General features: G+C 51.8%; 19 protein-coding genes. 5 read left to right on the plus strand and 14 right to left on the minus strand.

From position 1 onward, the window contains the following. Positions 1-36 precede the first annotated feature (36 nt). The 6 genes from OCV63_RS11635 to OCV63_RS11660 all read right to left on the minus strand — a co-directional run bounded on the left by OCV63_RS11635 (position 37) and on the right by OCV63_RS11660 (position 7,513). Positions 37-1,479: an MBOAT family O-acyltransferase gene (locus OCV63_RS11635; RefSeq protein WP_158364043.1), complete on the minus strand. Its 1,443-nt coding sequence runs from the start codon at positions 1,477-1,479 to the stop codon at positions 37-39. Continuing rightward, entirely contained in the window at positions 1,469-2,686 is a 1,218-nt protein-coding gene (locus OCV63_RS11640) for an NADP-dependent isocitrate dehydrogenase (protein ID WP_158364045.1), read from the minus strand. Before OCV63_RS11640 ends, OCV63_RS11635 begins: the two co-directional genes overlap by 11 nt. Before the next feature lie 76 nt (positions 2,687-2,762). Continuing rightward, the gene (locus tag OCV63_RS11645; RefSeq protein ID WP_158364047.1) at positions 2,763-4,475 is read right to left on the minus strand and encodes a S8 family peptidase; all 1,713 of its coding nucleotides are present in this window, start codon (positions 4,473-4,475) and stop codon (positions 2,763-2,765) included. Positions 4,476-4,524: 49 nt separating this feature from the next. Then, positions 4,525-5,436: a S8 family peptidase gene (locus OCV63_RS11650; protein ID WP_158364049.1), complete on the minus strand. Its 912-nt coding sequence runs from the start codon at positions 5,434-5,436 to the stop codon at positions 4,525-4,527. 29 nt (positions 5,437-5,465) lie between these two features. Then, positions 5,466-6,701 carry an MFS transporter gene (locus tag OCV63_RS11655; RefSeq protein ID WP_158364051.1) on the minus strand — a complete coding sequence of 412 codons (1,236 nt, stop codon included), beginning with the start codon at positions 6,699-6,701 and terminating at the stop codon, positions 5,466-5,468. A 23-nt stretch (positions 6,702-6,724) separates the two neighbouring features. Next, positions 6,725-7,513, minus strand: coding sequence for a zinc dependent phospholipase C family protein (locus OCV63_RS11660; protein WP_262670831.1), 789 nt, complete (start codon positions 7,511-7,513; stop codon positions 6,725-6,727). 186 nt (positions 7,514-7,699) lie between these two features. Here OCV63_RS11660 and OCV63_RS11665 point away from each other — a divergent pair, with 186 nt between their 5' ends. The 3 genes from OCV63_RS11665 (at position 7,700) to OCV63_RS11675 (ending at position 9,325) form a co-directional block, all read left to right on the plus strand. Continuing rightward, positions 7,700-7,963, plus strand: a complete 264-nt coding sequence (locus OCV63_RS11665) for a chorion class high-cysteine HCB protein 13 (RefSeq protein ID WP_158364055.1) — start codon at positions 7,700-7,702, stop codon at positions 7,961-7,963. A gap of 189 nt (positions 7,964-8,152) precedes the next feature. Beyond that, the gene (locus OCV63_RS11670) at positions 8,153-8,806 is read left to right on the plus strand and encodes a hypothetical protein (RefSeq protein WP_262670832.1); all 654 of its coding nucleotides are present in this window, start codon (positions 8,153-8,155) and stop codon (positions 8,804-8,806) included. Positions 8,807-8,920: 114 nt separating this feature from the next. Then, complete coding sequence (locus tag OCV63_RS11675) at positions 8,921-9,325, plus strand: hypothetical protein (RefSeq protein ID WP_158364059.1); 405 nt, start codon at positions 8,921-8,923, stop codon at positions 9,323-9,325. Positions 9,326-9,341: 16 nt separating this feature from the next. On the opposite strand, the gene OCV63_RS11680 is transcribed toward OCV63_RS11675, so the two are convergent. The 5 genes from OCV63_RS11680 to OCV63_RS11700 form a co-directional block, all read right to left on the minus strand. Continuing rightward, positions 9,342-10,670 (minus strand): chloride channel protein, encoded by a 1,329-nt coding sequence (locus tag OCV63_RS11680; RefSeq protein ID WP_158364060.1) that lies wholly within the window; start codon positions 10,668-10,670, stop codon positions 9,342-9,344. Continuing rightward, positions 10,670-13,087 (minus strand): leucine--tRNA ligase, encoded by a 2,418-nt coding sequence (leuS, locus tag OCV63_RS11685; RefSeq protein WP_158364062.1) that lies wholly within the window; start codon positions 13,085-13,087, stop codon positions 10,670-10,672. The genes OCV63_RS11680 and leuS overlap by 1 nt, the downstream gene beginning before the upstream one ends. Positions 13,088-13,185: 98 nt before the next feature. Beyond that, positions 13,186-14,922 carry an ABC transporter ATP-binding protein gene (locus OCV63_RS11690; protein ID WP_158364064.1) on the minus strand — a complete coding sequence of 579 codons (1,737 nt, stop codon included), beginning with the start codon at positions 14,920-14,922 and terminating at the stop codon, positions 13,186-13,188. Beyond that, a complete protein-coding gene (locus OCV63_RS11695; RefSeq protein WP_158364066.1) occupies positions 14,912-16,654 on the minus strand; it encodes an ABC transporter ATP-binding protein in 1,743 nt (580 codons plus the stop codon). The genes OCV63_RS11690 and OCV63_RS11695 overlap by 11 nt, the downstream gene beginning before the upstream one ends. Positions 16,655-16,800: 146 nt before the next feature. Then, positions 16,801-18,882 (minus strand): elongation factor G, encoded by a 2,082-nt coding sequence (locus tag OCV63_RS11700; protein ID WP_158364068.1) that lies wholly within the window; start codon positions 18,880-18,882, stop codon positions 16,801-16,803. 374 nt (positions 18,883-19,256) lie between these two features. Between OCV63_RS11700 and OCV63_RS11705 the strand changes: the two genes are divergently transcribed. Next, complete coding sequence (locus tag OCV63_RS11705) at positions 19,257-20,354, plus strand: prephenate dehydrogenase (RefSeq protein ID WP_158364070.1); 1,098 nt, start codon at positions 19,257-19,259, stop codon at positions 20,352-20,354. Between the two features lie 27 nt (positions 20,355-20,381). Then, entirely contained in the window at positions 20,382-21,659 is a 1,278-nt protein-coding gene (aroA, locus tag OCV63_RS11710) for a 3-phosphoshikimate 1-carboxyvinyltransferase (RefSeq protein WP_158364072.1), read from the plus strand. 117 nt (positions 21,660-21,776) lie between these two features. On the opposite strand, the gene queA is transcribed toward aroA, so the two are convergent. From queA to OCV63_RS11725, 3 genes are all read right to left on the minus strand, one after another. Further along, positions 21,777-22,802, minus strand: coding sequence for a tRNA preQ1(34) S-adenosylmethionine ribosyltransferase-isomerase QueA (gene queA / locus OCV63_RS11715; RefSeq protein ID WP_158364074.1), 1,026 nt, complete (start codon positions 22,800-22,802; stop codon positions 21,777-21,779). A 142-nt stretch (positions 22,803-22,944) separates the two neighbouring features. Beyond that, a complete protein-coding gene (locus OCV63_RS11720; RefSeq protein WP_158364076.1) occupies positions 22,945-23,877 on the minus strand; it encodes a magnesium transporter CorA family protein in 933 nt (310 codons plus the stop codon). 21 nt (positions 23,878-23,898) lie between these two features. Beyond that, positions 23,899-24,852 (minus strand): Gfo/Idh/MocA family protein, encoded by a 954-nt coding sequence (locus tag OCV63_RS11725; protein ID WP_158364078.1) that lies wholly within the window; start codon positions 24,850-24,852, stop codon positions 23,899-23,901. Positions 24,853-25,013: the final 161 nt, after the last annotated feature.

Consider the following 25,013-nt stretch of genomic DNA (forward strand, 5'->3'; position numbering starts at 1 on the left):
TGTTCTCTCACTTTCCTTTGATGGCCGCCCTCATTTTTAAAACTGAAAATACACAAAATCATACTGCCCAAGCTGTCTGCTGTAAAGCACGATAAACAACAGGGCAAAATAGAACGCATAGCGCACCGGCTTCCGAAACCTTCCCAGCCACTGGGCCACATCCGTCTTCAAGGCAATGAAATCATGAGCCACGAGCAGGAAAATCCAGAAAAATACCAGCTTCAGTTCCGTACTCTGAATCAGCCCTGCGCCCTTGAAAGCCAGATAGCAGTTCTTCGCATATTCCACCGGCCGGGTGACGCCGTCAAACATGTGCGCCAGCACATACAACGCATCCCCCATATCGTTGGCCCGGAAAAAGAGCCAGGCGAAGGTCACAAAGGCAAAGGTCACCAGAACCCGGATAACGCCCCTCTCTTTCTTCGGTGGGAAATATCGGTTCCAGACCCGCTCCGCAATCTGTCCCAGGCCGTGCAGGCCGCCCCAGACCACAAAGGTCCAGTTGGCTCCATGCCAGAGCCCGCTGATCAGGAAGGTAATAATCAGATTGCGGTAGGTTTTCCATGTTCCGGCACGGCTGCCGCCCAGCGGAATATAGACATAGTCCCGGAACCAGGTGGACAGGGAAATGTGCCATCTGCCCCAAAATTCCTTAATGGATGCCGCAAAATAGGGACTTTTAAAGTTATTGACTAAATCAATATCGAACAGGCAGGCTACACCTCTGGCGATATCCGAATAACCAGAAAAATCGCAATACACCTGAAAGGCATAGAAAAAGGTCGCCACGCCAAGCGCCAGGCCTGTAAAGTTTGTCACTTGATTGTATACAATATCCACGCTGGAAGAAAGCACATCCGCAATGGCAATCTTTTTAAAATAGCCCCAGGCGATCAGCTTGGCACCCCGAATCGCCTTATCGCAGTCAAAAGAATGCTCCTTCTCCATCTGCGGCATCAGATGCTCCGCACGCTCGATGGGTCCTGCCAGAAGCAGGGGGAAAAAGGACACGAACGCCGCATATTTTCCAAAATGACGGCAGGCCTTCGTCCTTCCCTTATAGACATCAATCACGTATCCCAGCGTCTGAAAGGTATAAAAGGAAATGCCCACCGGCAGCACCAGATTCAACGTCACGGGACTCATGGAAATCGACACGCTCTTCAAAAGCGACACCAGGGATTTGCTCAGGAAATTGAAATATTTAAAAAAGAATAAAAGCCCGAGACACACCACCAGGGCTGTCCAGATACAGAGCTTTCGCTTCTTCGGATTTTCTGTTTTCTCAAGAATCAGCGCCGTGGTATAAGAGACTGCCGTTGTCAGCAGGATCAGGAAAATATAGGACGCATTGGCGCTCATGTAAAAATAATAGCTGGACACCAGTAGGACGCCCCACCGATGCTTGGGGGGCGTCAGCCAGTAAATTGCAAATACAATGGGTAAAAATACATAAAACGCATTGGAATTAAACAGCATTTAAAAATTCCTCTAAGGTCTTTCGGATTTCTTTGATAAAATCACTGCTGGAAAGTACCGTCGGATTCGGAAGGGTGGTAATCAGTGCCAGATCCTTGGTCATTTTTCCGTTCTCAATGGTTGCGATGGAGGCCTCTTCCAATTTGTTCGCGAAATTCATCAGAGCCGGGATCTGATCCAGCTCACCGCGCTTCCGCAGGGCTCCAGACCAGGCAAAGATGGTCGCCATGGAGTTCGTGGAGGTCTCCTCTCCCTTCAGATGCTTGTAGTAATGGCGCTGCACCGTTCCGTGAGCCGCCTCATACTCGAAGTATCCGTGAGGAGATACCAGGACAGATGTCATCATGGCCAGAGAACCGAAGGCTGTGGCGATCAGATCGCTCATCACGTCGCCGTCGTAATTCTTGCAGGCCCAGATATAGCCGCCCTCAGACTTGATGACACGGGCCACCGCGTCGTCAATCAGGGTATAGAAATAGGTGATACCCAGCTCCTCAAACTTCTCCTTATATTCTTTCTCATAAATCTCCTGAAATACATCCTTGAAGAAATGATCATATTTTTTGGAAATGGTGTCCTTGGTGGCAAACCACAGATCCTGCTTCTGGGAAACCGCATAGGAGAAGCAGCTCCGCGCAAAGCTTTCGATGGAGCTCTCCAGATTGTGCATACCCTGTACCACGCCGCCCTCTTTGAAGTCGTGGATGGTCTCCCGCATCTCGGTGCCGTCCTCGCCGGTAAATACCAGCTCACACTTTCCAGGACCCGGAATCCGCATTTCAGAGGCCTTGTATACATCGCCGTAGGCATGACGGGCTACGGTAATTGGTTTCTTCCAGTTTTTTACATAAGGCTCGATGCCTTTTACAATAATCGGGACACGGAATACAGTGCCATCAAGCAATGCACGGATGGTCCCGTTGGGGCTCTTCCACATCTGCTTTAAGTCATATTCCTCCATACGGGCCGCGTTCGGCGTAATGGTCGCGCACTTAACCGCCACGCCGTATTTCTTCGTGGCTTCTGCCGCGTCTACGGTCACCTGATCGTCCGTCGCATTCCGATGCTCTAGACCCAGGTCATAATATTCAGTCTTCAAATCAATAAACGGAAGAAGAAGTTCATCCTTGATCATCTTCCAGAGAATCCGGGTCATCTCGTCTCCGTCCATCTCTACCAGCGGAGTTGTCATCTTAATCTTATCCATCGTAGGTCCTCCTCGAGTCCCGCGGTTTTTCCGCGCTTTGAAATTTATTATAGACGATTTCCCGGGGGACTGCAAGTTAAAATCGCCCGAGAGCCGTAAATGCCTGATAAAGATTCAGGGTTCCATAGCCCCAGGAACGGTTGGGATAAAGCAGGGAAGGACTTCGATCCGCACCGCGGATCAATAACTGTTTGATTTCCAGGGTGCCCATGGTCAGCCGGTTGCCACGTCCGACGCCCCATTCCAGCAAAAGGGCCGCCCCTCCGGCTGTCAGGGCTGCAGCCGCGCTGGTTCCGGTCACCGCCGTTTCCCGGTTATCCGGGCCGTATGCCGTGACGTTTACGCCGGGAGCCGCCAAATCCGGCTTGATTCTTCCGTTTCGCGTAAAGCCTCTTCCAGAATCCATATAGAGACTGCCATTTTCTGCCCGATATGCACCCACGGTGATGGGCGTCTCTGTGTTGGACGGCTCCGTCAAGGTGATATCCGGGTTGGAATTCAGAAATTCCGTCTGAGCGCTGATAAAGCCGGTGACCGGCAGCCACAGATTGTAGACGCCGTCCACCACCCGTTCGCCGTAGACCCGGATACGCCAGATCCCCGGGGAGGGATCCGCCATGCGGATCGCAATGAGCTGTTCCCCGCTGAAAGGATCCAGCGACTGCACATTCACATAAATTACCGTCTTTTCGAACAGGAAATCAAACATCCAGTTCTTCTGCGCCGAGGTCACCCGGGGAACCTCCTCCCCTGAAGGCGATGTGACCGATACAGAAAACACATCCGGCGTGTTGCTCCAGAGCTCCATCATCAGCCCAGTCTCCCGCTCATCCACCCGCAGTTCCACATCCTGGTAGGGTTCCTGTTCCCGCATAACGCCATAGTAATGATGGCCCTGATTGGCCTCGTTGCCTCCTGCAATCACGATACAGCGGCCAGCCCGGGCGCCGATGGCGTTCAGATAAGAAGATAAGGGCGAGGTGCCGGTGTGGCCGCCCATATTACTGCCGATAGCCAGACAGATGACCAGTGGAAGGCCTTCCCGCTGGGCCAGCTCCTCCAGAAAACGCACGCCCAGCATCACATCATTTTCCTGATAGGCCTCGGCTTCCGGGCTTACCAGAAAATACTCCTTCAGATAGGACTTGGCCGGTTTCAGTTTCACCATGGCGATGGACGCCAGCGGCGCGGCTCCCACAAAGCTGTTCTCAAGGTTCTCGCTTCCACCCGCTATCGATGCCAGCCTCGTGCCGTGGCCAGAGCTGTCCAGGGAGGGCACGATTTCGTAGGGCAGCGCACTTGCCAGCGCTTCATTGATCTGTTCCCGTGTATACACGCTCCCGTAGCCGATCCCCTCCGGTGGGGTACCGCTCTGGTCTATCTGATCCCAGATGGTCAGAATCCGGCTTTTCCCGGCGGCATCCAGAAAGCATCGGTTCCGGTAATCGATGCCCGTGTCCACAAAGCCAAGCAGAACGCCCTGTCCCCGCAGATTCAGAACCGGCTGATTCTGCAGTGCCAGAATTCCCGAAGCTTCCAGACTCTCGCTCTGCAGTGGTGTATACAAAGTAGGAAATAGCTCATACCCATATTCGTACAGCCGCTCCCTATCGGCAGTCCACTTGTTCCGGTCCGCATAAAAGACTGTATAATAATCATTGATGCGCTGCACACACACATCCGGATAAATCTCCCGGATGTCCTCCTCCCGCACGTTGGTCTGCCAGATAAAATCAGCGTAATCCTCTGATACGATTTTTTCCCGGCACTGCTCCTCTCTTTCTTCCATTTCAGACTCCGTTTTTCTTCTTTTTAAAAGCTATGCCTCGCCCACTCAATCATGTCTGTTTCAGTAGTCCCGGCAGCCAGATTTCACCCCATCCCTGATGGTTCGGAGCCAAACCCAGACTGCGGCACCCTGTCCGCAGGCGGGTTTTTACCTGCTCGTTCGTAAGATGCGGTTCGCCGGATAAAAGAAGAGCCAGACTTCCGGCTGCCACTGAGGTGGCCATGGAGGTACCGGATTTCACACGGTAAAATCTGTTTCCCGCCCGTTCAAAATCCGCCCGGCAGGATCGGATCTCCGCCCCCGGCGCCACCGTTTCCGGCTTTCGTACCTGGGCGGACACAGGACCCCGCCCGGAATAATGGGACCTTCGGACACCCTGCACCGGAATCGCCAGTTCATCGTCGGAGGAACCCACCGTAATCACCTTCGCGCAGGTTCCCGGCACGGTAATGCTCGCCCGGGCCGGCCCCTGATTCCCAGCGGCTGCACAGATCACAAAACCCGCGTCCCAGGCCTCCTCCACTGCCTGAATAAGCTCTGTGCGCATCCTTTCCTGTGGCACTCTCCCGCCCACGGAAATATTGATAATCCGCACGTCATACTCTTTTCCATGCTCCATCAGCCAGTACAGGGCGCGAATCAAGCTTACGCTGTCCCCATTTCCCCGGCTGTCCAATATCTTCAGGGAAACAAAATGGCACCGCGGCGCAAGTCCCTGGTACCTGCCGCCGGATGCCTCTCCCGTTCCTCCGATAATTCCGCTGATGTGAGTCCCGTGACCGCAGTCATCCGCCGCGTCACTGGAATTCGTAAGGTAATTATAAGAATAAACCACCCGTCCCTTTAAGTCCGGGTGTCTGTCATTGATGCCGGAATCCACAACCGCCACGCCCACGCCCTCCCCGTAGAGGGACAGCCGATATGCCGCCTGCGCTTCGATCAGTCTTCTCACGCGATCCATAAGAAAAGACTCCCTGTCTTTTTCTTATTTTATGCATCCCCGGCCCGGACTGCCAATTGAAACAGCACAAAGCCCGCTGCAAACATCACGGCCAGCATGGCCACACCAGCCCGCGAGGTGTGAAAGAGCTGCGTAGAGATGCCCATCAGCATGGTTCCCACAAAAGCAGCTCCCTTGCCGAAGATATCGAAGAAGCCAAAGAACTCTGTGGCCTTCTCCTTCGGGATAATCCTTGCGAAATAGGAGCGGGACATGGACTGAATCGCACCCTGGAATAGCGCCACCCAGACCGCCAGGAACCAGAATTCCCAAGCCTTGTCAAGTTGCAGCGCAAAAAGCACCACACCAAAATAACTGATGATGGAAGCTTGAATCAGTGTGGTATTGCGCACCGTTCGGGACAGTCTTCCGAACAGAATTGAGCAGGGAAACGCCACCACCTGGGTCAGCAGAAGCGCCAGCAAAAGATTCGTATCGCTGATGCCCACATCCTTGCCGTAGGAAGTAGCCATATCAATGATCGTGTATACACCATCGATATAGCAGAAAAACGCCAGAAGGAAATACCAGATCTTCGGCGTCTTCCGGATCTCCACGAAGCTCTGTCCCAGACGGCGGAAGCTGTCCCGCACCAGATTCGCGGTCCGCTCCACATAATGAATCTGCTGATAGCTCTTAAGGAGCGGCAGGGTCACCAGGAACCACCAGGCTGCGTTGACCAGAAAGGCCAGAGCCATCGCCAGGGTGCCGGAGATGCCGAACGCGTCTGCCTTCAGCACGAAAATCAGACTGAATACAAAGGGAATGCAGCTTCCGATATAGCCCCAGGCATAGCCCCGGGCCGATACCTCATCCATACGATCGTCTGTGGTCACATCGCCCAGCATGGCGTCGTAAAAGACCAGGCTGGCATTGAGTCCCACCTTGGCAATCACATAGACCACCAGAAAGGCCAGCCAGGTCTTCGGAACCGCCAGGCCTGCACAGCCCAACACGCCCATCATCATGAAAAAGGTAAAGACCGGCTTTTTGAAGCCTTTGGTATCCGCGAAGCTTCCCAGCACCGGGCCGAGAACCGCTACAATAATCGTCACCAGCGACGTGGCATAGCTGAAATACGCGGTAGAATCCGCCGCTGAGATACCACTGGCTGCCGCAATGTTCTTATAATAGATCGGTATGATCGTGGACGCCAGCATGACAAAGGCGGAATTGCCAACGTCATAAAGGATCCAGTTTTTCTCCAGTTTTGTCATTTTTTTCATTCCATCTCTCCCCCGCTGCGCCATTACTCAAAATCCCGGTTTAGCCGCTCATCAAGCTCTTTATCGCTTCCAATCACCCGGACATATTTTACAATTTCTTCTGCCGTCGGCTCCACAGCCTGGTTCAGCAGACGCTCCAGCGACATGCTGCTCTCCACGCATTCCAGATTGACCTGGCCGTCCATGACAAGACCGCCCAGGCCTTTTCTCTGGCCGATGGCTGTTAAGAAGCCCTTCAGGAATTTCGCCTTGGCTTTCGCCGGGCACTGGAACAGCCGGATAGTCTTTTTAAAGCCGAGAATGCAGGCATCGATCTGGTCCGCTGTCACACCGTCCAGCACGGACGCGATGGCTTCTTCTGTGTCCAGATCCCGGACCAGATGACGGGTGCAGTTATGGGTCAGCGGATTCTTTCCATCTTCAATCATCAGCTCCCGGTCGAAATCGGTCTCGATTTCCAGATGCCCCAGTCCCCGCTCCTCCATGTAGCGTCCGATATAGGGATGACACTCGCTATCCAGCATAAAATGACACATGAAACCGCACAGATAGGAAATCAGCACATAATTGGGCCGCTTCTGATACTGCTTTCTGGCATTTTCAAAAAAGGACAGCGCGGTCTGTCCGTGCATTTTCACGCCCAGCTGATTGATACGGTTTTTGCTGTAAGGCTTATAATAGAATAAGAGGTCCGGTCCGTGAAGGCCCAGCAGATAGGCCGCCTTGTTTTCTTTTATCATTTCCCGTAATTCTCCGGGCAGCGCCCGATAGACTTTCTTTCCGAATATATAATGTGCGTAGGTTGCAGGCATAAGTACCCTTCCTTTCTTCTGTATCTGTATTTTGTGCCGCATACGGCACTCTTAGCTATTGTCTCACAGAATCTTCTTTCTTACAAGCGTTATCCGGGTAAAATTTCTGTTATCTTTTCTCACACTTTTCCCCCGGCGCACATACTATGGCAATATAAAATATTTCATTTTCCTGGAGGATTTCTTATGAGTGATTTAACTGCTACGAACTGCGGGTGTGGTTGTGACAATGGGAACAACAGCTGCTGCAATACTCTGATTTGGCTGCTTCTTCTGACCTCCTGCTGTGGCAACGGCAATGGTTTTTTGGGCGGCAATGGCTGTGGCAATGGCTGTGGCAATGACAGCAGCTGGCTGTGGCTGATCCTGATTCTGTGCTGCTGCGGCGGCTGTGGAAACGGACTTTTTGGTAACAACGGGTGTGGCTGCGGGAATGGATGCGGCTGTTAATCAGCTTTTCCAGCGGGGAGAAACAAAGGTTTCCCCCCGCCCTTTTTGTATCTGCTTTTTCTTATATTTTCGCCTGTTTCCCGCTCGTTTTTCTCAAATTCTTTCAAAAATTTGTGCAATCTGTACGCTTGTTTTTGGAATTCCCATATGCTATGCTCTCTATACAAAAGCGAAAGGAGGATATGCGCGGTGCTGGACGAAAAGGATTTGCAAATCCTGCAGTCAATGTTCCATCAAAACGAAGAACGATTCAAGACAGCTCTTGTTGAGACTGAGACCAATCTCCGTGGTGAATTCAAGACGGCTCTTGCTGAGACTGAGACCAATCTCCGTGGTGAATTCAAGACAGCTCTTGCTGAGACTGAGACCAATCTCCGTAGTGAATTCAAGACGGCTCTTGCTGAGACTGAGACCAATCTCCGTGGCGAATTCAAGACGGCTCTTGCTGAGACCGAGACCAATCTCCGTGGTGAATTCAAGACGGCTCTTGCTGAGACCGAGACCAATCTCCGTGGCGAATTCAAGACGGCTCTTGCTGAGACCGAGACCAATCTCCGTGGCGAATTCAAGACGGCTCTTGCTGAGACCGAGACTAGTCTCCGTGGCGAATTTGGCCGCATGTTAGACGAAAGAATTTCTCAGTCTGAAAATTCTGTTCTGAGTTACGTTGACTGGACTAGAGAAGAGCTGGAAAAGAAGCTTTCGGTTCTGGATGCCAAAGTAGATCAGTTATGGCAATATGGGAATCTCGTAAAACTGGAGTATCAGAATTCCGAAACATTTTTGAACATTGCCCTTGATTTGCAAAAAAGAGTTACTACTTTAGAAGCAAAAATTGCCTGATAGCAGGCTATCTATACAAAAGAGAAAGGGCAGCCTGGTTGGCTGCCATAATTTTTTTATTCATACTTCTCCCCTTTTTCCATATATTTATTACAAAAAACCGGAGGCACTCAGATGAAGCCTGGTGATGAGCGCTATCGGATCCTATATGAGCTTCAGCACAAATGCAATGAACTGAATCGGAAAATTGACTCATTGATTCGTATGATGGAAATGCTGACAACTTATATGAAGTATTCCAGCATAATGACTGAAATGGCGGCTGTGCAGCCGTCTAAATCTGATTCTGATAGTGATTCTGATGACGGGCAGGTTCATTTTGATGACGCACCGGAAAGGAGTAATCATATGGAACCCAGGGAGTTTCAGAAAATTATGAATATGGCGAAGAATTCGGATCATCCGATGTCGGAGGGAGAATTTCAGGAGATTTTCAATACGCTTAAACAGGGGAAGTCAGAAGAGGAAGTGGCCCGGATGGAACAGATGGTGAAGCTGGCAAAAAGCTTCATGAAATAAGGGGCTGTAACAGCCCCTACTCTTTTGCGTTGCGATTGATAAATTTGGTTTTCACCTTGGAATACATAATCTTCTGACTGCGGTACAGCCCATAATATCCGGACTGCATATAGCTGATAGCGATTGCGATAAAGTAAAAGGGGGCTCCTTCGAAGCCGAACATCTCCAGACTGATAAGCAGAGAAGAAATGGGGCTGTTGGTAACGCCGCAAAATACGGCCGCCATACCGCAGGCGCCTGCCAGAGATGGGGAAATATGTAAAATCTGTCCCATCAGACAGCCGAAGGTGGCTCCCACAAAGAAGGTAGGAACAATCTCGCCGCCTTTAAAGCCGCCGGACAGCGTAATTGCCGTGAACAGGATCTTCAGTAAAAATGCCGCCCAGAATACCTGCTGCTCTACCACGGCGCGCTCCACCACTTGCATACCGGTTCCCAGATAATCCGTGGTTCCTAAAGCAAGGGTCAGAAGGATAATCAGAGCGCCGGACACCAGCGGACGCACAAAGGCATTCTGAATCTTTTCCGCGAACAGTTCCTCTGTCTTATGCAGCACCACGCAGAACAGAATACTGACTGCCGCGCAGCACAGACCCAGAACCATAATCTTGAACCCGTTGACCGGATTCAGTTCCGGCAAAACGCCTAACGCGAAGCGCTCTCCGGTCAGTCCGAAATGACAGGCAACCCCATAGGCAATATAGGACGCCACCACGCAGGGCACCAGGGCTGCGTAATGCATGATTCCCACACTGACAACCTCCATGGAGAACACCGTGGCCGCCATGGGCGTGCCAAACAGGGCGGAAAAGGCTGCGCTCATTCCGGCCATAATCATAACGCGCCGGTCATTTTCATCAATCCGCAGAATTCTGCCCAAAAAGTTTCCGATGCTGCCTCCCAGCTGCAGAGCCGCGCCCTCGCGTCCTGCGGAGCCGCCGAACAGATGGGTCAGAATGGTGGAAATGAAGATCAGCGGCGCTGTCTTCAGTGGAATCTCACGCTCTGCGTGGATCGCGTCCAGCACCATATTGGTGCTGCTCCGCTCCTGCTTCCGCTCCCATTGATACATCCAGACAATCAGGACTCCCGCGAAGGGCAGTCCGTAGAGAATCCAGGGGTGCTCCATTCGGAAGGCAGTTGCCATAGATACGCCCTTTCCAAAGGCCGTTCCCACCAATCCCAGGGCTATTCCAGTCAGAGCCGCGAATACCAGCCACTTAATCAGAACGACTAATCGGTTCCAGATCGTAATCCGGAACCGATTCTCAAGCTGCGGGAGAACACCCTCCCGCAGCTCTTCTGTGTTTTCAGTTTTTATCTCGTTTTGCTTCTGTTCATCCATTAGGGCTTTACCACAATATTAATGATTCTTCCGGGCACATAAATCTCTTTTACAATTGTACCCTTCAGCCAGTCTGCTACGATTTCTTTTCCTGCCGCAATGGCCTCGTCCTTGGATACGCTGGTGGACAGGGTTACCGTTCCGCGGGTCTTGCCGTTGACCTGAACCGCGATCTCGATCTCGTCGTCCTTCATGGCTTCCTCATCAGCATCCGGCCAGCCGTGTCCGAAGACGGTCTCGCTGTGACCGAGCTGCTCCCAGAGCTCCTCTGCGATATGGGGCGCGAACGGAGCAATCAGCGTAACGGCTGTCTCCAGGGTCTCCTTATCCAGACCATCCTGACGCTTTGCCAGATCGATCAGCTTATTGTTGTACTCCATGAAGCCGGAAATAACCGTATTCAGGCTGAAGCTGTTCAGACGGGTGGTGATGTCATAAACCATCTTGTGACGGAGCTTCACACTCTCCGGAGTCTCCTTTGTTTCCTTGTCCTTATTGTCCAGAACCAGGTTCCAGAAACGCTTCAAGAAACGGGATACACCGTCGATGCCTCTGTCGTCCCACTCTGCGTCCAGCTCGGGCGGTCCGACGAACATCTCATACATCCGGAGCGCGTCACAGCCATAATCGCGGATCAAATCATCCGGGGAAACCACATTTCCCTTGGACTTACTCATCTTGATACCGTTCTTACCGGTAATCATACCCTGATTGAACAGCTTGGTAAACGGCTCGTCAAAGTCTACCACTCCGATATCATGCAGGAACTTGGTATAGAAACGGGAGTACAGCAGATGAAGTACCGCGTGCTCCACACCGCCGATGTACATATCAACCGGCAGATACTTGTCAGCCTTTTCACGGCTTACCAGCTCTTCATCGTTATGGTTGTCCACGTAACGCAGGAAATACCAGGAGGAACCTGCCCACTGGGGCATGGTGTTGGTCTCTCTCTTTGCAGGCGCGCCGCAGCAGGGACAGGTGGTATTCACCCACTCGTCAATGGCAGCCAGCGGAGACTCTCCGGTGCCGGTGGGCTGATAGCTGTCAACCTCCGGTAGCTCCAGGGGAAGCTGATCCTCCGGAACCGGAACATTACCGCACTTGGGGCAGTGGATAATCGGGATCGGCTCGCCCCAGTAGCGCTGACGGGAGAATACCCAGTCACGCAGCTTGTAGTTGACCGTCTTTTTACCTACGCCCATTTTCTCGATGATAAGCGGAGCTTCCTTCTTCAGCACTGCGGATTCCATACCATTCCAGTCGCCGGAATTGATCATGGTTCCACTTGCCTCTGTGTAAGCCTCTGTCATATTCTCGATTTCCTTGCCATCCTTTGCGATAACCTGGATGATCGGAATATTGAATTTCTTCGCGAATTCAAAGTCACGGTCGTCATGGGCCGGTACACACATGATCGCGCCGGTACCATAATCAGCCAGTACGTAATCGGAAAGCCAGATGGGAACTTTTGCTCCGTTGATGGGATTGATGGCATAGCTTCCAGTGAATACGCCGGTCTTCTCCTTGTCCTGTACACGGTCCACGTTAGAACGCATGGAGGACTTGAATATATAATCCTCTACAGCGGCTCTGGTCTCATCGGTCGCCAGCTTGGAAGCCAGCGCGTGCTCCGGAGCCAGCACCATGAAGGTAGCGCCGTGCAGGGTATCCGGACGGGTAGTGTATACAGTAATGGTCTCATCGCTGTTCTCCACCTTGAAATCTACCTCAGCACCGTAAGACTTACCAATCCAGTCAGTCTGCATCTTCTTAACCTTCTCCGGCCAGTCCAGCTTATCCAGATCGTCCAGAAGTCTGTCTGCGTATGCGGTAATCTTCAGCATCCACTGACGCAGGTTTTTCTTGGTAACCGGGGTGCCGCAACGCTCGCAGCAGCCGTTGACTACTTCCTCATTGGCCAGACCGGTCTTACAGGACGGGCACCAGTTGATGGGGAACTCCTTCTCGTATGCCAGACCCTTCTTGAACATCTGTACAAAGATCCACTGGGTCCACTTGTAGAACTTCGGATCCGTCGTATTTACTTCCATATCCCAGTCGTAAAGAGCAGCGATATCGTTGATCTGTCTCTTGATATTGGCCACATTCTCTGCAGTAGACTTTGCCGGATGTACGCCCATCTTGATGGCGTAGTTCTCAGCCGGAAGTCCGAATGCGTCCCATCCCATGGGATGAATGATGTAATGTCCCTGCATCAGCTTGTAACGGCTCCATACATCACTGATCACATAACCTCTCCAGTGACCTACATGAAGTCCGTTGCCTGACGGATACGGGAACATATCCAGACAATAGTATTTCGGTTTTTTTCCGTCGTTGACGTTCACCGGATGCTCTTCCCAGTGTTTCCGCCATTTCTCTTCCACCGCGTGGTGGTTAAATGGTACTGCCATTTTTTTCCACTCCTCTTATCTTAATTGCTTCGTAAAAATAAATTTCCACTGCATTTTATCATATCACACCAGACCGCTTTGTCAAGCAAAATCCGAGTTTACACAGCCCACTGGCTGTTGTACAGCTCTGTGTAAAAGCCCCCTGCCGCAAGCAGACTCTCATGGGTACCCTGCTCGATAATCTGTCCGTCCCGCATAACGAGAATCACATCTGCCTCCCGGATGGTAGACAGCCGGTGGGCTACGATGAAGCTGGTACGCCCCTCCATCATTTTCGCAAAGGCGTTCTGAATCCGAAGCTCCGTGCGGGTGTCAATGCTGGAGGTGGCCTCGTCCAGAATCAGCATGGGCGGCAGACACAGCATAACCCGGGCAATACACAGCAGCTGCTTCTGGCCCTGGGAAAGACTTCCGCCGTCCTCCGAAAGCACCGTGTCATAGCCCTTCGGCAGACGCCGGATAAAGCTGTGGGCGTGGGAGGCCTTCGCCGCCTCGATAATCTCTTCCTCCGTGGCGTCCGGCTTTCCATAGGAAATGTTGTCGCGAACCGTCGCGGATTTCAGCCAGGTCTCCTGCAATACCATACCGTACTGCTGCCGCAGATTTTCCCGGGTCAGCTCCTGAATGGGCGTTCCGTCCACGGAAATGCAGCCTGCATCCACGTCGTAGAACCGCATCAGCAGATTGATGAGTGTGCTTTTTCCACAGCCGGTGGGACCCACGATGGCGATTCTCTGGCCGGGCTTTACATGCAGATTCAGGTTCTTTATCAGTTCTCTGTCCTTCGTATAGGAGAACTCTACATGTTCCAGATCCACACTGCCCTCTGCCTTCTCGATACAGGGGCCGTCCGCAGGATCCGCGCTCATGGGCTCCTGGTCGATAAAATCAAAGACACGCTCCGCGCAGGCCAGGGCATTCTGAAGCTCGGTGACTACACCGGAGATCTCATTAAAGGGCTTAGTGTACTGATTGGCATAGCTTAAGAAGCAGGAAAGCTGACCCACGCTCAATCCTCCCCGGATAGCCGCGAAAGCGCCTGCCACGCCCACACCTGCGTAAACCATGCTGTTGACAAACCGGGTAGCCGGGTTGGTAATGGAAGAATAGAAAATCGCACGCAGGCTGTGCTTCTGCAGCTGCCGGTTGATCGCATCAAACTGCGCAATGGCTTCTTCTTCATGCCCAAAAGCTTTGACTACCTTCTGATTTCCCACCATCTCATCGATGAGTCCGGTGAGCTCGCCCCGGGTCTCGGACTGGAGCTTGAACATGCTGTGGGTCCGCCGGGCGATAAAGCTGGCCACCAGAAGGGACAGCGGCGTAATGCAGACCACCACCAGCGTAATGCCCACATTGACCGAGAGCATGAACAGCAGAGTTCCCAGAATCGTCATCACGCCTGTAAATAACTGGGTGAATCCCATCAGCAGGCCGTCGGAAAACTGGTCGATATCCGCAATCAGACGGCTGACGATGTCGCCCTGTGGATGGCTATCGATATAGCTCAGGGGCAGATCCTGCATATGGTCAAAGGCCTCGGTCCGCACGTCCATCACGACCTTATAAGTGATATGGTTGTTGCAGAGGTTCATGAGCCACTGGAATACAGAGGTGGATCCGATGATGACGCCCAGCTTTGTCAGAAGCTTTAACAGGGCCGCAAAGTCTACCGCTCCCTTTCCCATCATATAGTCGATGGCGTCTCCGGTGAGAATCGGCGCATACAGGGTCAGGGCCACGGTCAGAACCGCCAGCAGGATGGACGCCAGCAGATACAATCGATACCCTTCGATATAGCAAAGGACTCTTTTTAATGTGGATTTACGCTTCATGTGCCTTTTCCTCCTCTGCCGAAACCTGGGAATTACAGATCTCCCGATATACCTCACAATTCTGATACAACTCCTCGTGCTTTCCGATGCCGGCTACCGCGCCGTCGTCCAGCACAATAATCTGATCGGCCTGCCGGATGGTCGCCGCACGCTGGGATACCAGGAAGACCGTAGCCTTTTCTTTATGCTCCCGCAGAGCCTTCCGAAGCTTCGCGTCCGTAGCGAAATCCAGAGCCGAAGCACTGTCATCCAGAATCAGGATCTCCGGATCCCGCACCAGCGCTCTTGCAATGGTCAGACGCTGTCTCTGTCCGCCGGACAGGTTGCGTCCGCCCTGCAGGACTTCGGTATCCAGACCCTTTTCTTTCTTTTCCACGATCTCACGGCCCTGGGCGGTCTCAAGAGCTGCGTACAGTTCTTCGTCTGTGGCATCCTCTTTTCCCCACCGGAGGTTCTCCCGGATCGTACCGGAGAACAGTACCGCCTTCTGGGGAACGACGCCTATCTTTCCGCGCAGGCCCTCGTAGGTATATTCCTGTACGTTCCGGCCGTCCACCAGCACTTCTCCCTCTGTCACGTCGTAAAAACGGGGAATCAGGTTCACCAGGGTGGATTTTCCGGAACCGGTGCCACCGATAATACCTATGGTCTCGCCTGGATAGGCCCGGAAGCTCACATGGGACAGGGCCGCGTCTGCACCCTCCTCATAGGTAATGCTGACATCCTTGAATTCCACACAGAGAACTCCATTCTCCTGCTTCTGTTCTCTGACCGTTCCTTCCGCCATACCCGTTTCCTGATCCAGAATCTTATTGATACGGGACAGACAGGCCAGAGACTTGGTTACATTGATGATCAGATTGGCCAGCTTAATCAGTTCCACGAGAATCTGAGACATATAGTTGACCAGCGCCACCACCTGGCCCTGGCTTAAGATGCCCGCATCTACCTGGCGGCCGCCGGTCCATACCAGCAGAATCACCGCTACATTGATAATCGCGTAAGTCAGGGGATTCAAAAGCCCGGAAATCCGGCCTACGAAAAGCTGGGTGTTCATAAGGGCAGTGCTGTCCCGATGAAAGGTCTTCATCTCCTCCTGCTGCCGGTTGAATGCCCGTACCACACGGACACCGGACAGATTTTCCCGCACATGCAGAAGCACCCGATCCAGCTCATTCTGTACCCTCCGGTACCAGGGAATCGTAACGCCCATGATAGCAAAAACCACCACAAAAAGAACCGGAATCACTGCGGCAAAGATCGTCGCGCACCTTACGTCAATGGTAAAGGCCATGATCATGGCGCCAAATACGATAAAGGGAGAGCGCAGAAATAAACGCAGCACCAGATTCACACCGGTCTGTACCTGATTGATATCACTGGTAATCCGGGTAATCAGCGTGGAGGTTCCAATGGTATCCAACTCCTTATAGGAGAAGCTGTTCAGATGCTCAAATAAAGCCTTCCGCATGGCCGTGCTGGTTCCCACCGCCGCCTTCGCCGCGAAATACTGGGCCGTAATAGAACTGGCCAGTCCCACGAAGCCCAGCAGAATCAGGACACCGCCCATTTTTAGCACATAGCTGCCGTCCCGGCTCGCGATACCCGTATCAATGATATTCGCCACCACCAGCGGCACCAGAAGCTCAAAGCTGGCTTCCAGAAGCTTAAAGAGAGGACCTAAGATACTCTCCTTTTTGTAATGCTTCATATAACTCCATAATCGTTTCATAACATAACTCCTCTGAAAGATGAATTCTTTTTTTATTTTACCCTCCGAAGATTTATTTTACAAGAACTTTTAAACGCAAAAGGACGCCCGGTTTACACCGCCGGGCATCCTTCTCTTTTATCTCCCCTTATCTCATAAAACCCTGTTTATTCTGCAGTCTCGGACGCTCTCGCTGCCACTTCCTTGGCCTGTACGTCTGCCGGAGCCTGCTCGTAGCGGGCGAACTCGTAGGAGAACTCACCGCTTCCACCTGTCATGGAGCGCAGATCTGTGGAATAACCGAAGATCTCAGTCATCGGAACGTCTGCTACGACCTCTTGCTTGCCGCCTGCGATGGGATTCATGCCCAGCACACGACCGCGGCGCTTGTTCAGATCACCCATAACATCACCGGTATACTTATCCGGAACAGTCACGGTCATGGTTACAATCGGCTCCAGAAGAACCGGACCTGCGTCCATAAAGCCCTTCTTGAAGGCCTGGCTTGCCGCGGTCTTGAACGCCATCTCAGAGGAATCTACCGGATGGTAGGATCCGTCATAGAGAACCGCCTTCACGCCGACTACCGGATATCCCGCCAGCGGTCCCTTTAAGACGGATTCCTGGATACCCTTTTCCACTGCCGGGAAGTAGTTCTTCGGAACCGCGCCGCCGACTACGATCTGCTCAAATACATACGGAGTTTCCAGATCGCCGGAGGGCTCGAAAGTCATCTTAACATGGCCGTACTGTCCGTGTCCGCCGGACTGTTTCTTATACTTGGAGTCCACATCCGCTTTCTTCTTCAGAGTCTCACGGAAAGCTACCTTCGGCTTGGACAGCTCTACCGATACCTTAAACTTCTCTTCCAGCTTGCTCACAACCACGTCCAGATGCTGGTCACCCATGCCGTACAGCAGAGTCTGGCGGTTCTCGGAATCATTGACGTTCTTTAAGGTCAGATCCTCTTCCATCATCTTCGCCAGCGCCTGGGAAATCTTATCCTCGTCGCCTTTATTCTTTGCCTTATATCTCATATAGGTATAGGGCTTGGAAATCTCGGTTCTGCCGAACACAATCGGGGCCGCCTTGGTGGACAGGGTATCGCCGGTCTTGGTATTAGCCAGCTTGCCGATGGCTCCGATATCGCCTGCGTGCAGCTCTGTGGTCTCGATGGGCTTGTTGCCCTGCATGATGTACAGCTTGTTCAGCTTTTCTTCCGCATCCTTATCCTGATTATACAAGGTATCGTCGGACTTAATAACACCGGAGGATACCTTGATCAGAGAATACTTTCCGATAAACGGATCCACGATGGTCTTAAATACATAAGCGGATTTTGCCTTGGAGAAATCGTAATTCGCTTCGAAAATCTCGTTGGTCTTCATATTGATACCGTTACAAGACTTCTTATCCGGGCTCGGGAACAGCTCTACGATATCGTTCATCAGGTTATGGATGTTACGGAGCTCGGTGCTGGATCCCATGGATACCGGAATCACGGTGCCGTCACATACATTGAACTTCATAGCCGCGCGGATCTCACTGAAGGTAAACTCCTCGCCGTTGAAATAGCGCTCCATAAATTCATCGGAGGTTTCCGCTACTGCGTCCAGAAGCGCCTCCCGGCAGATAGCCAGGTTTTCCCTGGAGTACTCGGGAATCTCGCACTCCTCGCGCTTGCCGATATCGGTGAAACGGCGGCCTGCCATCTTGCATACATTGATATAACCCACAAACTTCTCATTTTCACGGATGGGCTGATAGAATGGCGCAATCTTCTTGCCGTACAGATCGGTCAGATCCTGTACCACCTGACGGAAGGACGCGTGGTCCACATCCATCTCGGATACAAAGAACATTCTCGGCAGCTTATACTTCTCGCAGAGATCCCATGCCTTCTGGGTGCCTACCTCTACTCCGGCCTTACCGGATACCACGATAATCGCCGCGTCAGCCGCTGACACTGCCTCTTCCGCCTCGCCCACGAAATCGAAATATCCAGGAGCGTCCAGAAGATTGATCTTACAATCCTGCCAAATCAGAGGAACTACCGATGTGGTAATGGAGAACTTTCTCTTAATCTCTTCCTTATCATAATCACTGATGGTATTGCCGTCAGTGATTTTACCGATACGGGTGGTCAGGCCGGATACATATGCCATCGCCTCTACGAGACTGGTCTTGCCGCAGCCGCCGTGGCCAAGAAGAACTACGTTACGAATTTTGTCAGTTGTGTAAATATTCATGCCTATTCCTCCGATTACAATAATTTTATAGTTCCGGATATTTCATCTGTCAAACACATTATCCTGTAAATGAAAGGCATCGGAACACCATGGCTATATTTTACTAAAAGTCTGACAGTAATGCAAGGGTTTTTATATAATTTTTACAAGTATTTTCTATTTTTGCGAATTTTTATACAGCACATTGTAAACACCGCGTTTCTATGCAGAAAACGTTTTCCGTCAACCTGCCAGGTTTTCCATTATTCAGGCCTGTTTCCTTTCGTCCCGGCGTTTTGCTTTTATGCGTTAATGTAAAATAGTGTTGACATTTCCCATAAAAAACTTTAAACTTAATTCTTGGAGATTTTGTATACATAAAAGGAGTTTTCACCATGAAAATGAATACCATCGGCTTTATCGGACTGGGCCTCATCGGCGGCTCCATTGCAAAAGCCATTCGCGCTTATCACCCGGAGGTCCGGATGATGGCCTATATGAGAAGTCAGGACACCCTGCAGACGGCTGTAGCGGAGGGCGTCATTGACGTGGCCTGCACGGAAGTGAGTGAACAGTTCGCCGCCTGCGATTTGCTTTTTCTCTGTGCGCCTGTGGAGACCAATGCCCGGTATCTGGAGCAGTTAAAACCCGTCCTGCCGAGGACTTGCCTTCTGACCGATGTGGGCAGCACGAAGACCGACATTCATGAAAAGGTGGACGCCCTGGGACTCACCGATCAGTTTATCGGCGGTCATCCCATGGCGGGTTCCGAGAAGACCGGCTATGCGAATGCCAAGACCCATCTGATCGAAAATGCCTACTATATTATCACGCCGGGCAAAGGCGTTCCCGAAGATACGGTAAAGGAATTCGTGGCCCTTGTGTCCTCCCTGAAGGCTCTTCCGCTGGTGCTGGATTACCGGCAGCATGATTTTATCACGGCCTGCGTGAGCCATCTGCCGCACCTGATTGCCTCCTCCCTGGTGGAGCTTGTGAAGGATCTGGACGGCCCCGAAGAACTGATGAAACGGATCGCGGCGGGCGGTTTTAAGGATATAACACGGATCGCGTCCTCCTCTCCCGATATGTGGGAGCAGATCTGCATGACAAACTCCGGAAATATTCTGAAGGCTCTCGAGCATTATCAGCAGCAGCTATCCCGGCTGCGGGAAGAGCTTATCAAAAAAGAGGCCGGAAAGATTCATGACTTTTTCGCCGCTTCCCGGGATTACCGGAACTCCATTCCGGAGGCTTCTGCAGGGCCGCTGAAGAAGACCTACGCCTTTTACTGCGATATGGTGGACGAGGCCGGCGGCATCGCTACCCTGGCAACTATTCTGGCTTCCGGCGGCATCAGCATCAAGAACATCGGTATCATTCACAACCGGGAGTTCGAGGAGGCTGTGCTTCGGGTGGAACTCTATGACGAGGACGCTTATAAGAAGGCGGTGGAGCTGCTTCGCAAATACCACTATACTATTTATGAACGATAATTCGATATAATGAGGAGAATATCTTTTATGAAATTTACACGCGCAAAACAAATACGCGGGGAAGTAACGATTCCCGGCGATAAATCCATCTCTCATCGGGCCGTCATGTTCGGTTCCCTTGCGGAGGGAGTCACCGAGGTAACCGGATTCTTAAGGGGCGCGGACTGTCTCTCCACCATCGACTGCTTCCGCCGTCTCGGTATCTCCATCGAGGACAAGGATGAGCGGATTCTGATTCACGGCAAGGGTCTTCACGGGCTTTCCGCACCGGCTCAGATTCTGGACGCAGGAAACAGCGGTACGACCACCCGACTGATCTCTGGTATCTTGAGCGGACAGGCTTTTGAGACAACGCTGACCGGCGACGCTTCCATTCAGAAGCGGCCCATGGGGCGGATTATCGAGCCCTTAAGCCAGATGGGTGCTTCCATTACCAGCCTTTCCGGAAATGGCTGCGCTCCGCTTCGCATTCAGGGTCGTCCCTTGCATGGCATTCACTATACAACGAAGGTGGCTTCCGCCCAGGTAAAGTCTTCGATTCTGCTGGCCGGTCTCTATGCGGACACGCCCACCAGCGTGACAGAACCGGCACTGTCCCGGAACCATTCGGAGCTGATGTTACATTTCTTCGGCGCGGATGTGAAGAGTGAGGGAACGACGGCTACGATTCAGCCGGAGCCAAAGCTCATAGGCCAGAAGGTGCAGGTGCCCGGAGATATCTCTTCCGCTGCTTACTTTATCGCGGCGGGATGTATTACACCGGACTCGGAGCTGCTGATTCAAAATGTGGGAACGAACCCGACCCGGGACGGCATCTTACACGTCTGCAAAATGATGAACGCGAATGTAACGCTGCTGAATGAAAATATGGACAGCGGGGAACCCACGGCGGATCTTCTGGTGCGGACATCTTCTCTTCAGGGTTGTATCATTGAGGGAGATTTGATTCCGACGCTGATTGATGAGCTGCCGATTATTGCGGTGATGGCCTGCTTTGCGGAAGGGACGACGGTTATCCGGGACGCGGCGGAGCTGAAGGTAAAGGAATCGGATCGGATTGCGGTGATGACGGAGAATCTGACGGCCATGGGTGCAAAGGTGACAGCTACTGATGATGGCATGATCATCGAGGGTGGACATACACTCCATGGGGCTGTGGTGGACAGTCATCTGGATCACCGGATCGCCATGTCGTTCGCAGTGGCGGCACTGAATGCGGATGGGGAAACGGAGATCCTCGGCGCTGACTGTGTGAATATTTCCTATCCGGCCTTTTACAGAGATTTACTAAAAATCCAACAGTAATCAAAAAGAGATGGCTGCGGCCATCTCTTTTCTGTTTGTTAATTTTTGCTTTCAGGTTTGGGATTTTCGGCGCTGCGCGCGGCAATTCCGTTTGATTACAAATGTACGTTTTGGATATTATTTTATGAACATGGCGTCGCCGAAACTGAAGAACCGATAGTGCTCTCTCACTGCCTCCTCGTATGCCTTCATAATCTTCTCTTTATCCGCGAACGCGGATACCAGCATCAGCAGGGTGGACTCCGGCAGGTGGAAGTTGGTGATCAGGGCGTCCATGATCTTAAATTTGTATCCCGGGTAGATGAAGATCTCGGTCCAGCCGCTTCCTGCTTTCAGGATGCCGTTTTCGTCGGTGGCGGATTCCAGGGTACGGCAGCTGGTGGTGCCGACACAGATGACGCGGCCTCCGGCGGCTTTGGTGTCGTTGATGAGTTTGGCCTGGTCTTCTTCTACCATGTAGAATTCAGAATGCATGTGGTGCTGGGTCACATCATCTACTTTCACCGGACGGAAGGTGCCAAGTCCCACATGCAGAGTGACATGGGCCAGCTTTACGCCTTTGGCCTGAATCTGCTGCAACAGATCCGGGGTGAAATGAAGACCTGCGGTGGGTGCCGCGGCGGAGCCATCGTGCTTGGCGTAGACGGTCTGGTAGCGGTTCTTGTCCTTCAGCTGATGCGTGATGTAGGGCGGCAGGGGCATCTGGCCAAGCTGGTCCAGAATCTCCTCGAAGATACCTTCATACTCGAAGCGGATCAGGCGGTTTCCCTCGTCTACCACATCGATGACTTCTGCCTTCAACAGGCCGCCGCCGAAGTCGATGCGCGCGCCGGGTCTGGCTTTCTTTCCAGGCTTTACCAGGGTTTCCCAGACATTGTCTGCCTTGCGTTTCAGAAGCAGCACTTCGATGTGCGCGCCGGTGTCTTCTTTGACGCCTAAGAGGCGGGCCGGAATGACCTTTGTATTATTGACCACCAGGCAGTCGCCCGGGTTCAGATAGTCGATGATGTCGCGGAAGATTTTATGCTCTACGTTTCCGGTTTTCTTATCCAGTACCATAAGCCGGGAGCTGCTACGGTCCTCCAGCGGATCCTGGGCTATCAGCTCCTGGGGTAAATCATAGTAAAAATCGCTTGTTTTCATGTTATGTTTCCTATCCTTTGAATATATTTATATGATACAATCTTACAGATCTTTTCGCGTTTCCCTGTTATCTGCAAACCATATAATAAATGCCATTTCATATTTTAAACTGCTTCCGCAGTCTTTTATACCCTTTTATCTTTTAGAACTTTCTCTTTTTAAACCAATACAAGATCACACCTACCACAACGATGCTCAGCACAATCACGTACAGATACCCGAACTTCCATCCAAGCTCCGGCATATACTTGAAGTTCATACCGTACCAGCCCACGATCAGCGTCAGCGGCTGGAAAATGATGGTCACCATGGTGAACAGCTTCATGGTATTGTTCAGATTATAGTTCAGGGTGGCATCCATGGCCTCCCTGAGGTGTATCAGGTTGTCACAAAGCAGCTGTGTATTGTTGCTCAGACGCTCGGATTTGTCGGTGAAGATCTTAAAGTAACGCAGATCTTCTTCTTCAAACAGATCGTTTTCATTCTCCTGCAGGGATTCTCCGATGTCGATGAGCTGCTCATAATAGTTTTTCAACGTGGAAAGCCGGTTCCGCAGATCGAAGATCTCTGTATTTAGCTCCGGATCCACCTTGCCGTTGACCACTTCCCGCTCCATGGCGATGATCTGACGCTCGGTCATAACAAGCCCTCGGTTGCCACTGGACAGAAGACGCTCCAGCACGCCGTAAATCACTTTTTCCATGGTGGCGTTCTGCCGGAACCGTCCGATGGCGTCCAGAAACATCTGTCGGATGCTGTCTTCCTTGTCGATGATTTTCACCACCACGAAGAGATTTTTCTTGATGAAAAAACCGATGCGGTTGCGTCTGGTACTTAAGTTCAGGATATCCACGATATTGATCATACCGAAACTGAACTCATCATATACATCCATACTGGTCCGGAAATGGGTAAAATCTGTCATACAGTCCTTGACTGCCACCTCGGAAAGTCCCAGATCCTGATAACAGCTTTTCAATTCATCCAGGGTCAGATACCCCACACAAATGTCGTGAAAATCCAGCTGTTCCAGACTGATTTCCCGGATCTCTTTATTGTGAATGGAATAAAACATGTTGCTCCTCCCCGCTCCGGATCATTTCTGACGGGCCGCGTCCAAAATTTTCATAACAAGCAGACTGTGCTCCAGACGCTTTTCCAGCTCCACCCGGTCGTTACCCACATAGTAATCGGTAAAGGCCTGCAGCTCCTCCACAAAAATACAGTCTCTGCGGGCCAGCTCGTAATGTACCGGTTCCTGCTTATTTTCCTGATAATGGAATTCCTCGAAGCGACCGGAATTGGAATGACTGAAGATACACCCCTTATCGCCCTCAATATTCACCGACAGCGGCGCGCCGCAGTCCTTGGCGGCAATGCAGACACACTGGAACGTCGGATATTCCAGAACCAAAATGCCGGAGGTATCCACGCCTTTTTCCATGTTTGGATAATAATGCACCGCCTTCGGCTCACCAAATAGTCCTGCCACAAAATGAATATTGTATACATTCAGGTCCATCAGCGCGCCGCCTGCCTTTTTCGGATCAAATACCGGCGCAATCTGCCCCTGCTTGAAAGCCTCATACCGGCTGGAATACTGGGAATAATTCAGTTGTACGATTTTTACATCGCCCACGCCAGGCAACAGCTCCCGTACCTTATCATAATTGGGATTATACTGGTTGGTGATAGCTTCAAAAAGAATCAGTCCCTTTGCCCGGGCCAGATCAGCCAGCTCCTTCGCCTCTGCGTAAGTCACAGTAAAGGGCTTTTCCAGAATCACATGCTTGCCTGCATCCAGGGCCTGCTTTGCGAAGCTGTAATGCAGATGATTGGGAACCGGAAGATACAGCACATCAATCGACGCATCGGCCAGCAGCTTTTCGTAGCTGTCATAAGCCACCGGAACCTGATATTTCTCGCATAGTTCCTGCCGTTTTTCTTCCTTCCGCACATATAAAGCCCGCACTTCCATCTCCGGAATCAGCTTCGCCGCCTCCAGAAACCATGGCACAGTCATGCCTGCTCCCACGATACCAATCCGCATAAATATTTCCTCCTGAATTTGTTTTATTTTCCACAATAAATCTGTAATAACTCTATATTCCCAAACAGCTTGCGCCAATCATATAAACAGGTTGGTATAGATACATTTATTATACCACGCCGAGTCCATCCTGTCAGCACAAAACAGGACACGGCCCCCAT

The sequence above is a fragment of the Laedolimicola ammoniilytica genome, from assembly GCF_025567165.1.
Lineage (GTDB): Bacteria > Bacillota > Clostridia > Lachnospirales > Lachnospiraceae > Laedolimicola > Laedolimicola ammoniilytica.

Excerpts from the sequence above, each read along its gene's own strand:
- OCV63_RS11635 (WP_158364043.1), bottom strand. The coding sequence starts at position 1,479 with ATGCTGTTTAATTCCAATGCGTTTTATGTATTTTTACCCATTGTATTT.
- OCV63_RS11640 (WP_158364045.1), bottom strand. The coding sequence starts at position 2,686 with ATGGATAAGATTAAGATGACAACTCCGCTGGTAGAGATGGACGGAGAC.
- OCV63_RS11645 (WP_158364047.1), bottom strand. The coding sequence starts at position 4,475 with ATGGAAGAAAGAGAGGAGCAGTGCCGGGAAAAAATCGTATCAGAGGAT.
- OCV63_RS11650 (WP_158364049.1), bottom strand. The coding sequence starts at position 5,436 with ATGGATCGCGTGAGAAGACTGATCGAAGCGCAGGCGGCATATCGGCTG.
- OCV63_RS11655 (WP_158364051.1), bottom strand. The coding sequence starts at position 6,701 with ATGAAAAAAATGACAAAACTGGAGAAAAACTGGATCCTTTATGACGTT.
- OCV63_RS11660 (WP_262670831.1), bottom strand. The coding sequence starts at position 7,513 with ATGCCTGCAACCTACGCACATTATATATTCGGAAAGAAAGTCTATCGG.
- OCV63_RS11665 (WP_158364055.1), top strand. The coding sequence starts at position 7,700 with ATGAGTGATTTAACTGCTACGAACTGCGGGTGTGGTTGTGACAATGGG.
- OCV63_RS11675 (WP_158364059.1), top strand. The coding sequence starts at position 8,921 with ATGAAGCCTGGTGATGAGCGCTATCGGATCCTATATGAGCTTCAGCAC.
- OCV63_RS11680 (WP_158364060.1), bottom strand. The coding sequence starts at position 10,670 with ATGGATGAACAGAAGCAAAACGAGATAAAAACTGAAAACACAGAAGAG.
- leuS (WP_158364062.1), bottom strand. The coding sequence starts at position 13,087 with ATGGCAGTACCATTTAACCACCACGCGGTGGAAGAGAAATGGCGGAAA.
- OCV63_RS11690 (WP_158364064.1), bottom strand. The coding sequence starts at position 14,922 with ATGAAGCGTAAATCCACATTAAAAAGAGTCCTTTGCTATATCGAAGGG.
- OCV63_RS11695 (WP_158364066.1), bottom strand. The coding sequence starts at position 16,654 with ATGAAACGATTATGGAGTTATATGAAGCATTACAAAAAGGAGAGTATC.
- OCV63_RS11700 (WP_158364068.1), bottom strand. The coding sequence starts at position 18,882 with ATGAATATTTACACAACTGACAAAATTCGTAACGTAGTTCTTCTTGGC.
- OCV63_RS11705 (WP_158364070.1), top strand. The coding sequence starts at position 19,257 with ATGAAAATGAATACCATCGGCTTTATCGGACTGGGCCTCATCGGCGGC.
- aroA (WP_158364072.1), top strand. The coding sequence starts at position 20,382 with ATGAAATTTACACGCGCAAAACAAATACGCGGGGAAGTAACGATTCCC.
- queA (WP_158364074.1), bottom strand. The coding sequence starts at position 22,802 with ATGAAAACAAGCGATTTTTACTATGATTTACCCCAGGAGCTGATAGCC.
- OCV63_RS11720 (WP_158364076.1), bottom strand. The coding sequence starts at position 23,877 with ATGTTTTATTCCATTCACAATAAAGAGATCCGGGAAATCAGTCTGGAA.
- OCV63_RS11725 (WP_158364078.1), bottom strand. The coding sequence starts at position 24,852 with ATGCGGATTGGTATCGTGGGAGCAGGCATGACTGTGCCATGGTTTCTG.